This window comes from Pseudomonas sp. HLG18 (genome assembly GCF_051903985.1).
Lineage (GTDB): Bacteria > Pseudomonadota > Gammaproteobacteria > Pseudomonadales > Pseudomonadaceae > Aquipseudomonas > Aquipseudomonas fluorescens_BT.
On record NZ_CP195831.1, the window covers coordinates 4,057,325 to 4,071,545 of the forward strand.

The 14,221-nt window shown below is 60.0% G+C and carries 8 protein-coding genes; 3 read left to right on the forward strand and 5 right to left on the reverse strand.

Annotated elements, in window-relative coordinates; genetic code table 11:
- The first annotated feature begins 172 nt into the window (after positions 1–172).
- Positions 173–1,069, forward strand: coding sequence for a GlxA family transcriptional regulator (locus tag ACSPX5_RS18630; protein WP_169432702.1), 897 nt, complete (start codon positions 173–175; stop codon positions 1,067–1,069).
- 62 nt (positions 1,070–1,131) lie between these two features.
- Here the strand turns inward: ACSPX5_RS18630 and zapE are convergent, their stop codons facing one another.
- From zapE to ACSPX5_RS18645, 3 genes are all read right to left on the reverse strand, one after another.
- On the reverse strand, positions 1,132–2,226 hold the full coding sequence (gene zapE, locus ACSPX5_RS18635) for a cell division protein ZapE (RefSeq protein ID WP_085606932.1): 1,095 nt from the start codon (positions 2,224–2,226) through the stop codon (positions 1,132–1,134).
- A 90-nt stretch (positions 2,227–2,316) separates the two neighbouring features.
- The gene (locus ACSPX5_RS18640; RefSeq protein WP_439820059.1) at positions 2,317–3,672 is read right to left on the reverse strand and encodes a tryptophan--tRNA ligase; all 1,356 of its coding nucleotides are present in this window, start codon (positions 3,670–3,672) and stop codon (positions 2,317–2,319) included.
- Between the two features lie 24 nt (positions 3,673–3,696).
- Positions 3,697–4,326 carry an alpha/beta hydrolase gene (locus ACSPX5_RS18645; protein ID WP_169432703.1) on the reverse strand — a complete coding sequence of 210 codons (630 nt, stop codon included), beginning with the start codon at positions 4,324–4,326 and terminating at the stop codon, positions 3,697–3,699.
- Positions 4,327–4,470: 144 nt separating this feature from the next.
- Here ACSPX5_RS18645 and ACSPX5_RS18650 point away from each other — a divergent pair, with 144 nt between their 5' ends.
- A complete protein-coding gene (locus ACSPX5_RS18650) occupies positions 4,471–4,905 on the forward strand; it encodes a YhcB family protein (protein ID WP_039766275.1) in 435 nt (144 codons plus the stop codon).
- 67 nt (positions 4,906–4,972) lie between these two features.
- Here the strand turns inward: ACSPX5_RS18650 and ACSPX5_RS18655 are convergent, their stop codons facing one another.
- Together ACSPX5_RS18655 and ACSPX5_RS18660 are read right to left on the reverse strand one after the other, a co-directional pair.
- Complete coding sequence (locus tag ACSPX5_RS18655) at positions 4,973–5,707, reverse strand: OmpA family protein (protein ID WP_065261680.1); 735 nt, start codon at positions 5,705–5,707, stop codon at positions 4,973–4,975.
- A 114-nt stretch (positions 5,708–5,821) separates the two neighbouring features.
- Positions 5,822–6,466 (reverse strand): MBL fold metallo-hydrolase, encoded by a 645-nt coding sequence (locus ACSPX5_RS18660; RefSeq protein WP_207867288.1) that lies wholly within the window; start codon positions 6,464–6,466, stop codon positions 5,822–5,824.
- Positions 6,467–6,669: 203 nt separating this feature from the next.
- On the opposite strand from ACSPX5_RS18660, the gene ACSPX5_RS18665 reads away from it, so the two are divergent.
- Positions 6,670–14,145 (forward strand): calcium-binding protein, encoded by a 7,476-nt coding sequence (locus tag ACSPX5_RS18665; RefSeq protein ID WP_439820060.1) that lies wholly within the window; start codon positions 6,670–6,672, stop codon positions 14,143–14,145.
- Positions 14,146–14,221: the final 76 nt, after the last annotated feature.

The window sequence follows — 14,221 nt, forward strand, 5'->3', positions numbered from 1 at the left end:
ACACATCCGACAAAAAATAAGACGATCCAGCCGTCTGGTGACCACTTTCCCTTATAAAAACAAAAGTTGAATTATGTCCAAGCAAGTCTCCACGCCCTTGCGGCGCGTCAGCATCCTGGCGATCGACCGGGTTTTCGCTTCCACCCTCATGCAAGCCAAGGATTTCTTCCATCTGGCCAGCCTGCGTTACGGCAAACAACTGGGCCACGGCCTGACTCCGGCGTTCGAAACCCGCCTGGTCAGCCCCGACGGCAAACCGGTGAACAGCTTCAGTGACGTGATCATGCCGGTGGACGGCGGCCTGGAAAACGCCGACGTCATCATCCTCCCGGCCTTCTGGGACGATTTCGATACGCTGTGTCGGCGTTATCCTCAGATCCTGCCGTGGCTGCGCGAGCAGCATGCCCGAGGTGCGGTGCTATGCGGCGAGGCCACCGGGGTGTTCTGGCTGGCCGAGGCCGGCTTGCTCAACGGCAAGGAAGCGACCACCTACTGGCGCTTCTTCAACGCCTTCGCCGAGCGTTTCCCGCAGGTCTATCTCAATCAGGACAAGCACCTGACCGACGCCGACAACCTGTACTGCGCCGGCGGCACCACCTCGGCCTGCGACCTCTATATCTATCTGATCGAACGCTTCTGTGGTGCCAATGTGGCGCAAGCCGTGGCCCGCGACATTCTTTATGAAGTGCAGCGCAGCTACTCACCGGGCCGCATTGGTTTCGGCGGCCAGAAGCTGCACCAGGACGTGATCATCCTGCAGATCCAGCACTGGCTCGAAGAGCATTTCGCCGACAAGTTCCGCTTCGAAGATGTGGCCCGCGAGCACGGCATGAGCATCCGCAACTTCATGCGCCGCTTCCAGACCGCCACCGGTGACAAGCCGCTGCACTATCTGCAACGGCTGCGCATCGAAACGGCCAAAGGCTTGCTCTCCGGCAGTCGCAAGAGCATCAAGACCATCAGCTACGAAGTCGGCTACGACGATGCGAGCTTCTTCGCACGGCTGTTCCGCCAGCACACCGAACTGTCGCCGAACCAGTATCGACAGCAGTTTCAGCAGGCTGCCTGACGACTCGACCAGACACAAAAAAGGGCCTGCATCTGCAGGCCCTTTTAGTTTGCCGAATCCGCTCAGGGCTTGTGTGCCCGGGACAGGAACTCGTGGGATTGCATCTCCAGCAGACGGCTGAGGGTGCGCTGGAATTCGAACGTCAGGCGCCCGCCGGTGTACAGGTCTTTCAACTCGACTTCGGCAGAAATGATCAGCTTGACGTTACGGTCGTAGAACTCGTCGACCATGTTGATGAAGCGACGGGCGATGTCGTCGGTGGTGACGCTCATCTGCTCCACGCCACTGAGCAGCACGGCGTGGAAGATCTTGCCCAGCTCGATGTAGTCGTTCTGGCTGCGCGGGCCGTCGCACAGTTCGCGGAAGTCGAACCAGGCCACGTCATCGCAGGTGCGCAGGGCGCGGATTTCGCGGTTCTCGATGATCAGCACATCGTTTTCCACGGCAGCTGTGCACTCAGGCGTCAGCGCACGGAAGCTCTTGCGCAGGCTTTCGTGAGCGGCTTCGTCGAGCGGGAAGTGGAACAGCTCCGCTTGTTCGAGGTGGCGCAGACGGTAGTCGACGCCGCTGTCGACGTTGACGATCTCGGTGTTCTGCTTGATCAGCGCGATGGCCGGCAGGAAGCGCGCGCGTTGCAGGCCGTCCTTGTACAGACCGTCCGGCACGATGTTCGACGTGGCGACCAGGGTCACGCCATTCTTGAACAGCTCTTCCATCAGCGTGCCGAGGATCATGGCGTCGGTGATGTCGGAAACAAAGAATTCATCGAAGCAGATGACCCGCGACTCCGTCGCAAAGCGCTTGGCGATGATGGTCAGCGGGTTTTTCTCGCCGCCGAGGGTTTTCATCTCTTCGTGCACGCGCTTCATGAAGCGGTGGAAGTGAGTGCGGGTCTTTTCCTTGAATGGCAGGGCTTCGAAGAAGGTGTCCACCAGGTAAGTCTTGCCGCGACCCACGCCGCCCCAGAAGTACAGGCCCTTGACCGGCGTCTGATCCTTTTTGCCAAACAGCTTGCCCAGCAAACCCGGCTTGTTCTGCTCGGCCGCGATCAGATCGTCGTACAGGCGTTGCAAGTGACGCACGGCAGTTTCCTGCGCCGCGTCATGGAAGAAGTCCGGGCGTTTCAGATCAGCTTGATATCGTTCTAGGGGCGTCATAATTCGTTAGCAAGGCAACAAAAACGGGCCGTCACTGTAGCGATGGCCCGTGGGAATGGCAATCGGCCCTTGGTCGGGCCGGCCCGTTGATTATTCCTGCGCAGGTGTCAGAGCGATCCGCAGAGCCTCGACGGCCGCGTCCCGCGCAGCCACGTCGGCGAACGCCGGGCTGTCGCCGACACACTCGCCTTCCAGCCAGACACTGAAACTCAAGTCTTCGCTGCGTACATCCAGTGCCTGACCCGATTGCAGCTGCTTGGTCACCTGACCGGCGGTCTTGCCGTCGGCAAAGTTGCGCGACAGCAGCAATTGCTCGCCATCGGCGGCCAGCAGACGGAAACGGAAGCTGCCGTCGTCTTCGCGGAAGCTGACGAAACGCGCGGCTTTCGCAGCTTTCTTCTTGGTGGTCGCGGCCACCTGAACCTGATTGACGAACGAACGCAGGCCGACCGCTTCGCGCAACTCATTGAGAAACGGCGTCGCCACTGCACGGGCCTTTTTGGCCCCGTGTTGCAGGATGTCTTCCAGGTCCGCCGGGCGTTCGATCAACTGGTGATAACGCTCGCGGGACTCGCCCAGTTCGTTGTCGAGCAACTGGAACAGACGGTTCTTCGCCTCCCCCCAGCCCAGACCGCCCAGCAGCTCGCTGCGGAACTCGTCGGCCTGCGCCGGCGTGGCGAACGCCTGGAACAGGGTGAACAGGTGCGAGTTGTCCGGATCCTTGGCTTCGCCCGGCGCACGGGAGTCGGTAACGATCCGCGAGATCGCGTCCTTCATTTCCTTGGCGCTGGAGAACAGCGGAATGGTGTTGTCGTAGCTCTTGGACATCTTGCGACCGTCCAGGCCCGGCAATGTGGCCACGCTTTCCTCGATCAGCGCTTCGGGCATGGTGAAAAACTCCTTGCCCTGGCCGAACAGGTGGTTGAAGCGCTGGCCGATGTCGCGGGCCATTTCCACGTGCTGGATCTGGTCGCGCCCGACCGGCACCTTGTGCGCGTTGAACATCAGAATGTCCGCCGCCATCAGCACCGGGTAGCTGTACAGGCCCATGGTGATGCCGGCATCCGGGTCTTCGCCGGTCTCGACGTTCTTGTCCACCGAAGCCTTGTAGGCGTGGGCGCGGTTGAGCAGGCCCTTGGCGGCAACGCAAGTCAGCAGCCAGGTCAGCTCGGGGATTTCCGGGATGTCGGACTGGCGGTAGAAAGTCACGCGATCCACATCCAGGCCACCGGCCAGCCAGGTCGCGGCGATTTCCAGGCGCGAGCGCTGAATGCGCAGCGGGTCATCGCACTTGATCAGGGCGTGATAGTCGGCCAGGAAGTAGAACGAATCGGCGTTCGTGTCACGGCTGGCGACGATCGCCGGGCGGATGGCACCGGCGTAGTTGCCCAGGTGCGGGGTGCCGGTGGTGGTGATGCCGGTGAGGATGCGGGTACGGTTCGTCATGGGTAATCGCTTGTCAGACTGCAATCAATTCGAGAGACGCGGCAGGATCAGATCCTTGAGATCGGTCAGCTTGCCATGAAAAAAGTGTCCGCATTCTGCCACTTTCAGCAGCTCATGGGGGCGCTGGAGTTTGTCGGACCAGTCGTAGACCAGTTGCGGATCGATCACTTCGTCGGTTTCCGGCTGGATGACAGTCAGCTCACCCTGCTGCGGCAGTTGATCCTGATCGCCCAGACGCATCACCGCCGGCGCCACCATGAACAGATGTTTGAGGTGCAAACCCTGCTCTTCGAGACGACCGCCGAGACTTGCTGCAACAAATCCACCGAAGGAGAAACCGAACAGGGTCAGCGGCAGATCCGGGTGTTTTTCCCGAAGCCACGCGGCGGCAGCCTGGGCGTCATCGACTTCACCACTGCCCATGTCATGGGAGCCTTCGCTGGCACCGACGCCGCGGTAGTTGAAGCGCAAGGTAATCAGGCCCGCGTCGCGCGCGGTGCGCTGCAGGGTCGAGACGACCTTGTTGAGCATGGTGCCGCCCTGCACCGGGTTGGGGTGGCAGATCAGCGCGATGCCGCGTGGCTGCTCATTCTCCAGATACAGACTCTCTAATTGACCCACAGGGCCATCAATCACTACAGGGGTTTCACGCATCAGCAAGGAAGGAACTCCGTGACCTCGAATCGGGTCGACTCGTCTAGCAAATTGTCTGTGCCAATCTATTGCGAGTGAATCGCGGTATACAGCGCAGGTTCGAGCCGTTAACGTAAAGCAAAGCCGTTTATAGAGGAAGGACTCGTGGAACACTCGCTCTTAGTTTGGTTGTTACCGACTCTTGCCCTGGTTGTGGGTGTCGCCATTGGTTTCCTGATCGCACGCGTTGCGCCGAATGCCGCGCCCAGCCGCACACAGCGTCAACTGGACGACATTCAGGAACGTTTCGACAGTTATCAGAATGAAGTGGTGACCCACTTCAACAGCACCGCCAACCTGGTCAAGAAGCTGACCCAGAGTTACCAGGAAGTGCAGGATCACCTCGCCGAGGGCGCCAATCGCCTGGCCCTGGACGAACAGACCCGTCAGCGTCTGCTGGCCTCTCTGCACTCCGAAGCGGCACAGGCTCCACGGGAGCGCCTGACGCCACCACGGGATCAGGAACCGCCGCGTGACTACGCGCCGAAGACCCCGAACTCGCCCGGCATGCTCGATGAGCATTACGGTCTGAAGAAGTAATCAGTCTTCGCACCAACAAAAAGCCCCCGGACAATCACTTGTCCGGGGGCTTTTTTGTACCTGACGGTTACGGATACTGCTGAACCGTACCCGGCTGTTGCTGTTGACCACCGTACTGCTGGCCCGGGATCGCCTTCAGGTTGACCTCGACGCGGCGGTTCTGTGCCCGGCCGTTGACGTCACCGTTGCTGGCAATCGGATTATCCGGACCGGCACCGCGGGCGCTCAGGTTGGCACCGCTGACGCCTTGCGAGGTCAGGTAGGTGGCCACGCTCTGCGCACGACGCTGGGACAGGTCCATGTTGTGCTGACGGCTGCCGGTGCTGTCGGTGTAGCCGACGATTTCGATCTGGTTCTGGTTGAACTCCTTCAGGGAGTTGGCCAGGTTGTTCAGCGGTTGATAGAAGCTTGGCGCGATGTTCGCCGAATCGGTGGCGAAGGTGATGTTGCCCGGCATGATCAGTTTGATCTGGTCACCCTGACGCTGCACCTCGACACCGGTGTTGGCCATGCTGGCGCGCAGTTTCTTCTCCTGCTGGTCGGCGTAATAGCCGTAACCGGCAGCGGAAGCACCGACGACAGCAGCACCGATCAAGGCGCCCTTGCCGCGGTTGTTGTGGTCGATGGCGGCACCGGCCAGCGCACCGGCCAGTGCACCGAGGCCACCGTACTTGGCGGTTTTGCTCATGCCCTGGGAGCCACCGTCGGCCTGACCCTGATTGTCATATGGGTTGGGCGAGGCGCAGCCGGACAGTACGGCTACGGCAGTAGCGACAATAATCAAACGACGCGTGGTGAACATGGAGAGCTCCTACATTTTGCATTCTGTGGTGCAGCGGCCATTGGCAATCGGCCCGTGCGGGCGTTGGATCATGACAATGCACAAAAATTCCGCCGGGCACCCGTGACAAAATGTTTAGGCACGCACAAACGGGTTCTCGCGCATTTCATCCCCCAGTCGCGTATCCGGACCATGCCCGGCCACGACGGTCGCGTCTTCATCCAGGGTATACAGCCGCTGCCTGATCGATCGCACGATGGTCGCCTGATCGCCGCCCCACAAATCCGTGCGCCCTACTCCGCGCCGGAACAACGTGTCGCCGGCAATCAACAGCTTAGCCTCGGAAAACCAAAAGCTCATGGAACCGGGTGTATGCCCCGGCGTATGCAGCGCCACGCCACAGCCACAGGCCAGCTCCTCATCGTCGGACAGCCAGCGATCAGGCGCCGGAACCGGGGTGTATGGCACACCGAACATCTGGCACTGCATCTCCAGGTTGTCCCACAGGAACTGATCCTCTTTATGCAGGTGCAGGGTTGCACCGGTTTTTTCCTTCATCTGCCCGGAGGCCAGAAAATGATCGAGATGGGCATGAGTGTGGATGATGCTGACCACCTTCAGGCCCAGCGCATCGAGGCGCGCCATGATCAGATCGGGATTGCCGCCCGGATCGACGACGATGGCTTTTTTCGTGATCGGGTCGCCGATGATGGTGCAGTTGCACTGCAACGGGCCGACGGGAAAGGTTTCGCGAATCAGAGCGGGCTTGTCGACGGTCATGAAAAATCCTGGACGAACGGCAGTGGGTATTGTTTCAGAATTCTACTTCACAGGCCGATACAGATCGCCCGGTCAGTTATTTGGCGTCAGCGATCAGAAAAATGATGGCTCATTGATGTCAAGCGCACTGTTTCTGGTGCAAAATCGCATTTTTTTGTAGCGGTCGCATTCAGGAAGGGCCGCAGCGCACTCAGGAAATCCGCATGCCTAGCCCAACTGGTTATACCGTAAGCCTTTATTCCAAACTCACCGGCAATAAAGCAGTCGACAGCCTGCTGTCGGGAACCTACTGGGCAGGCGTCAATTGGCCCTTCGACGGTCCGACCAAGCTGACCTACAGCTTTATCGAGCCCGGGACATCCTATTTCGCGACCAACTACAGCGCGGACAACGAATACCAATCCATCTATTCGCTGACCGGCTATCAGAAGAACGGCATCGCTGCGGCACTCGCCACCTGGAGTGCCGTGGCCAACATCAGCTTTACCGAGACCACCGACGACATTTCCAATGTCGGTGACCTGCGGTTCGGCGGTTACGGCTTGATGGGCAATCAGGCCGCTGCCTGGGCTTATACCCCCTCCACCGCGCCGCGCGGCGGGGATGTCTGGATTGGCGAGCCGACCACCGACTACCCGATCAAGGGTACCTATGACTACATGACCTACATCCACGAGATCGGTCATGCCCTGGGCCTCAAGCACCCGTTTTCCGCCAGCGCGACGAACACCACACTGCTCGACCCGTCGCTGGACGATGTCCGCTATACGGTCATGAGTTACGACAACAGCTATTCGTCCCAGCCGACGACACCGATGGTGCTGGACATTCTCGCCATCCAGGCGCTGTACGGCGCCAACATGAACTGGCAGACCGGCGACAACGTCTACTCGTGGCAGGCCTACCGACCGGTATTCGAAACCATCTGGGACGCCGGCGGCAACGACACGATCGATGCCAGCTCCCAAGGCAATGGCGTCACCCTCGACCTGAACGAAGGTGCCTACAGCAGCCTGGGTCTGTATCTCGAGCACCACGCCGACGGCACTGTCTATTCGTTCAACAGTGGCCTGGCGATTGCCTTTGGCGCCAAGATCGAAAACGCCACCGGCTCCACCTTCGACGACATCCTGTACGGCAATGCCCTGGACAACGTCCTCAATGGCAATACCGGCAAAGACTACATGTACGGGGGCGCCGGCAACGATATCTATGTGGTCGACAACGTCGGTGATGTGGTCATCGAAACCAGCACCGTGGCTGACGAAATCGACACCGTTCGCGCATCGGTCAGCTACACCCTGAGCAGCAACCTCGAGAATCTCCAGCTCACTGGAAATGCCAGCGTCAATGCCGTGGGCAACAACCAGAACAACGTGCTGACCGGTAACGCCGGCAGTAACGTACTCGACGGTATGGGAGGTCTGGACACAATGATTGGCGGCGCCGGCAACGACGCCTATGTGCTTGACCAATCTGGCGAACTGAACCTGATCAAGGAAAACGCCAACGAAGGTAGCGACACGCTGATCCTCGCCTACGACGTGCAAGGCAACACGCTGATCGACCTGAACAGCAGCACGCTGAGCAATTTCGAGCACGTCACTCTCAAAGGTGTCGGCGCATTCGACGTGCTGGGCAACGCGCAGGACAATTACCTGTTCGGCAACGCCTCTGCCAACACTCTCCAGGGCGGCGCAGGCAATGACTTGCTCGACGGCGGCGTCGGCAACGACACACTGATCGGTGGCACGGGTAATGACACCTATGTCATCGACAGCCTGCAGGACTCGGTGATCGAACAGGCCAACGAAGGCCGGGATCTGGTTCGCACCTCCGTCACCTACACCCTCGGCGCCAACCTCGAGGAAGGTGAACTGGTGGGCAACGCTGCACTGAACCTGACCGGCAATGAACTGAACAACGTTCTGACCGGCAACTCGGGTGACAACCTCATTGATGGCGGACTCGGTGCCGACAGCCTGATCGGCGGCCTGGGCAACGACACCTACATCGTCGACAACCTCGGTGACACCATTACCGAAACCAGCACCCTGGCCAGCGAAATCGACGCGGTGTGGAGCTGGTTCAGCTGGACCCTCGGCGCCAACCTGGAAAACCTGTTCCTCGCAGGCCCGGCCAATCTCAATGGCACAGGCAACGAACTGGCCAACTACATGATCGGCAACTCTGGCGCCAACGTCCTCGACGGCGGTCTGGGCGCTGACAAACTGATCGGCGGCCTGGGCAACGACACCTACATCGTCGACAACCTCGGCGATACAGTCACCGAAACCAGCACCCTGGCCGGTGAAATCGACACCGTGCGCTCATCCGTGGACTGGCGCCTGGGCGCCAACCTGGAAAACCTGGTGCTGACCGGCAACGCCGTCAATGGTACTGGCAACGAGCTGAACAACAGCCTGACCGGCAACGCCGCAGCCAACACCCTGGACGGCGGCCTCGGCGCCGACACCATGATCGGTGGCGACGGCAGCGACACCTACTATGTCGACAACGTCGGCGACATCGTCATCGAGACCGATGCTTCGCTGACCGCACTCGACCGGGTGTTCTCATCCATCGACTACACCCTCGTTGCCAACGTCGAGAACCTGACCCTCATGGGTTCGGCCAACCTCAACGGCACCGGCAACTCGGTCAACAACACCCTGACCGGCAACGCTGGCGCCAACATCCTTGACGGTGGCCTGGGCGCCGACAGCCTGATCGGCGGCCTGGGCAACGACACCTACATTGTCGACAATCTCGGCGATACCATCACCGAAACCAGCACCCTGGCCGGCGAGATCGATTCCGTGTGGAGCTGGACCAACTGGACTCTGGGCGCCAACCTGGAAAACCTGTTCCTCGCAGGCACCGCCAATCTCAATGGTGTCGGCAACGGCCTGAACAACTATCTGATCGGCAACAGCGGCAACAACGTACTCAGCGGCGGTGCCGGCGACGACACCCTCGACGGTGGTATCGGTGCCGATGCCATGGTCGGAGGCGACGGCAACGACAGCTATTACGTCGACAACGTTGGCGATCTGGTAATCGAAACCGATACCTCGCCAAACGCCATTGACCGCGTATTCTCGTCCATCAACTACACCCTAGGCGCCAATCTCGAGAATCTCACGCTCCTCGGTTCCGCCAACCTCAACGGCACCGGTAATGCGGCCAATAACGTGCTCACCGGTAACGAGGGTGCCAACATCCTCGACGGTGGACTGGGCGCTGACAAACTGATCGGCGGGCTCGGCAATGACACTTACATCGTCGACAACCTCGGCGATACAGTCACCGAAACCAGCACCCTGGCCGGTGAAATCGATACCGTGCGCTCATCCGTGGACTGGCGCCTGGGCGCCAACCTGGAAAACCTGGTGCTGACCAGCAACGCTATCAATGGTACCGGCAACGAGCTGAACAACAGCCTGACCGGCAACGCCGCAGCCAACACCCTGGACGGCGGCCTCGGCGCCGACACCATGATCGGTGGCGACGGCAGCGACACCTATTACGTCGACAACGTCGGCGACATCGTCATCGAGACCGATGCTTCGCTGACCGCACTCGACCGGGTGTTCTCATCCATCGACTACACCCTCGTTGCCAACGTCGAGAACCTGACCCTCATGGGTTCGGCCAACCTCAACGGCACCGGCAACTCGGTCAACAACACCCTGACCGGCAACGCTGGCGCCAACATCCTTGACGGTGGCCTGGGCGCCGACAGCCTGATCGGCGGCCTGGGCAACGACACCTACATTGTCGACAATCTCGGCGATACCATCACCGAAACCAGCACCCTGGCCGGCGAGATCGATTCCGTGTGGAGCTGGACCAACTGGACTCTGGGCGCCAACCTGGAAAACCTGTTCCTCGCAGGCACCGCCAATCTCAATGGTGTCGGCAACGGCCTGAACAACTATCTGATCGGCAACAGCGGCAACAACGTACTCAGCGGCGGTGCCGGCGACGACACCCTCGACGGTGGTATCGGTGCCGATGCCATGGTCGGAGGCGACGGCAACGACAGCTATTACGTCGACAACGTTGGCGATCTGGTAATCGAAACCGATACCTCGCCAAACGCCATTGACCGCGTATTCTCGTCCATCAACTACACCCTAGGCACCAATCTCGAGAATCTCACGCTCCTCGGTTCCGCCAACCTCAACGGCACCGGTAATGCGGCCAATAACGTGATCACCGGTAACGAGGGTGCCAACGTCCTCGATGGCGGTCTCGGGTCGGACACCCTGATCGGCGGGCTGGGCAATGACACCTACATCGTCGACGGCATCGACGACATCATTCGCGAAACCAGCACCCTGGCCGGTGAAATCGACACAGTGCGCTCATCCGTGGACTGGCGCCTGGGTGCCAACCTGGAAAACCTGGTGCTGACCGGCAACGCCGTCAATGGTACCGGCAACGAGCTGAACAACAGCCTGACCGGCAACGCCGCAGCCAACACCCTGGACGGCGGCCTCGGCGCCGACACCATGATCGGTGGCGACGGCAGCGACACCTATTACGTCGACAACGTCGGCGACATCGTCATCGAGACCGACGCTTCGCTGACCGCACTCGACCGGGTGTTCTCATCCATCGACTACACCCTCGTTGCCAACGTCGAGAACCTGACCCTCATGGGTTCGGCCAACCTCAACGGCACCGGCAACTCGGTCAACAACACCCTGACCGGCAATTCGGGTGACAACCTCATTGATGGCGGACTCGGTGCCGACAGCCTGATCGGCGGCCTGGGCAACGACACCTACATCGTCGACAACCTCGGCGACACCATCACCGAGACCAGCACCCTGGCCGGCGAAATCGACGCCGTGTGGAGCTGGGTCAACTGGACCCTGGGCGCCAACCTGGAAAACCTGTTCCTCGCAGGCCCGGCCAATCTCAATGGCACAGGCAACGAACTGGCCAACTACATGATCGGCAACTCTGGCGCCAACGTCCTCGACGGCGGTCTGGGCGCTGACAAACTGATCGGCGGCCTGGGCAACGACACCTACATCGTCGACAACCTCGGCGATACCATCACCGAAACCAGCACCCTGGCCGGTGAAATCGATACCGTGCGCTCATCCGTGGACTGGCGCCTGGGCGCCAACCTGGAAAACCTGGTGCTGACCGGCAACGCTATCAATGGTACCGGCAACGAGCTGAACAACAGCCTGACCGGCAACGCCGCAGCCAACACTCTGGACGGCGGCCTCGGCGCCGACACCATGATCGGTGGCGACGGCAGCGACACCTACTATGTCGACAACGTCGGCGACATCGTCATCGAGACCGATGCTTCGCTGACCGCACTCGACCGGGTGTTCTCGTCCATCGACTACACCCTCGTTGCCAACGTCGAGAACCTGACCCTCATGGGTTCAGCCAACCTCAACGGCACCGGCAACTCGGTCAACAACACCCTGACCGGCAACGCTGGCGCCAACATCCTTGACGGTGGCCTGGGCGCCGACAGCCTGATCGGCGGCCTGGGCAGCGACACCTACATCGTCGACAACCTCGGTGACACCATTACCGAAACCAGCACCCTGGCCAGCGAAATCGACGCGGTGTGGAGCTGGGTCAACTGGACCCTGGGCGCTAACCTGGAAAACCTGTTCCTCGCAGGCACCGCCAATCTCAATGGTGTCGGCAACGGCCTGAACAACTATCTGATCGGCAACAGCGGCAACAACGTACTCAGCGGTGGTGCCGGCGACGACACCCTCGACGGTGGCATCGGTGCCGATGCCATGGTCGGAGGCGACGGCAACGACAGCTATTACGTCGACAACGTTGGCGATCTGGTGATCGAAACCGATACCTCGCCAAACGCCATTGACCGCGTACTCTCGTCCATCAACTACATCCTAGGCACCAATCTCGAGAATCTCACGCTCCTCGGTTCCGCCAACCTCAACGGCACCGGTAATGCGGCCAATAACGTGATCACCGGTAACGAGGGTGCCAACGTCCTCGATGGCGGTCTCGGGTCGGACACCCTGATCGGCGGGCTGGGCAATGACACCTACATCGTCGACGGCATCGACGACATCATTCGCGAAACCAGCACGCTGGTCAGCGAAATCGACACCGTGCGCGCTTCAGTCGACTGGACGCTAGGCGCCAACCTGGAAAGCCTGGTGCTGACTGGCAATGCGATGAGGGGCACCGGCAACGATCTGAACAACGTGCTGATCGGCAACAGTGAAAACAACACGCTGAACGGTGGGGCCGGTGATGACATTCTCGACGGAGGACTGGGCCAGGACCTGATGAGAGGCGGCGCCGGTTCGGACACCTACTACGTGGATGACGACTTTGACTTTGTCATGGACATGGGCGGTTCGGCCAGCGACGTCGATCAGGTGATCTCGACGATCAGCTATACCCTTGTCGGTGGTATCGAGAACCTGACCCTGGCAGGAACCGCCAACCTGAACGGCACCGGCAATGATCAAGACAACGTGATCAATGGCAACGCCGCTAACAACACGCTCGACGGCGGTGCCGGTGTCGATACCCTGATCGGTGGTGCCGGTGATGACATCTACATTGTGGATAATTCTCAGGACGTTGTGATCGAACAGATCGGCGAGGGTCACGACCTGATCCTCACCAATACCAGCTACACCCTTTCAGCCAACATCGAAGACCTGACGATGATCGGTGACGCCAATTCGGTGTTGACCGGCAACGCATTGAACAACGTGATCAGGGGCAATTCCGCGACCAACAACATCGACGGCGGTCTGGGCGCGGACACCATGATCGGCGGAGGCGGCCACGACACCTACATCGTGGACAACATCAACGATATCGTGATTGAACTTGCCGATGAAGGTATCGACACCGTCAACATCAGTGTCGACTACACGCTGACGGCCAACGTCGAAGACGGCCAGATGCTTGGCAACGCCAACCTGAACCTGACCGGCAATGCCCTGGATAACGTCTTGCACGGCAACAGCGGCAACAACATCCTGTCGGGTGGACTCGGTGCCGATCGCATGATCGGCGAGGGCGGCGACGACATCTATATCGTCGATAACGTCAATGATCTCGTCTTTGAATCGCCACTCAATGGCGGCCACGACCTGATTCAGACCTGGGTCGACTACGGCCTTTCGGACAACGTCGAAGACGGCGTATTGCTCGGCAATGCGGACCTCACCCTGAGCGGCAACAATCTCGATAACGTCCTCACCGGCAACTCCGGCAATAACACACTCATGGGCTTTGGCGGCACCAACCAACTGTTCGGCGCAGAAGGTAACGACACACTGTTCGGTGGGTGGGGAAGCAACACACTGACCGGTGGTACTGGGTCCGACACGTTTACCTTCAATAACTGGATCACCTTGGGACCGGAAATGGGCATGGGCCCGGCCGACTCACAGAACATCATTACCGATTTCAGCGCGCTTGATGGTGACAAGATCGACTTCTCCGGCTACGACATGGATCCGCTGACCCTCGGTGTACAGCACATGACTTTCATCGGTTCCAATGAGTTCACCGGTGCCGGTCAACTGCGTTTCGTGGATCAGGTGCTTCTCGGCAACGTAAGCGGTGACCTCGGCGCTGACTTCCAGGTGCAACTGCTGGGTGTCCATACTCTCAGCGCGAACGATGTGCTGGTCTGACCCCTTGGATCCTTGAACGGACAGATAGACACAAATGAAAACACCCCGCCTTGGCGGGGTGTTTTTTTAACTGTCT

Coding starts and splice junctions, on each gene's coding strand:
- ACSPX5_RS18660 (WP_207867288.1), bottom strand. CDS start 6,466: ATGACCGTCGACAAGCCCGCTCTGATTCGCGAAACCTTTCCCGTCGGC.
- ACSPX5_RS18645 (WP_169432703.1), bottom strand. CDS start 4,326: ATGCGTGAAACCCCTGTAGTGATTGATGGCCCTGTGGGTCAATTAGAG.
- ACSPX5_RS18640 (WP_439820059.1), bottom strand. CDS start 3,672: ATGACGAACCGTACCCGCATCCTCACCGGCATCACCACCACCGGCACC.
- ACSPX5_RS18665 (WP_439820060.1), top strand. CDS start 6,670: ATGCCTAGCCCAACTGGTTATACCGTAAGCCTTTATTCCAAACTCACC.
- ACSPX5_RS18655 (WP_065261680.1), bottom strand. CDS start 5,707: ATGTTCACCACGCGTCGTTTGATTATTGTCGCTACTGCCGTAGCCGTA.
- zapE (WP_085606932.1), bottom strand. CDS start 2,226: ATGACGCCCCTAGAACGATATCAAGCTGATCTGAAACGCCCGGACTTC.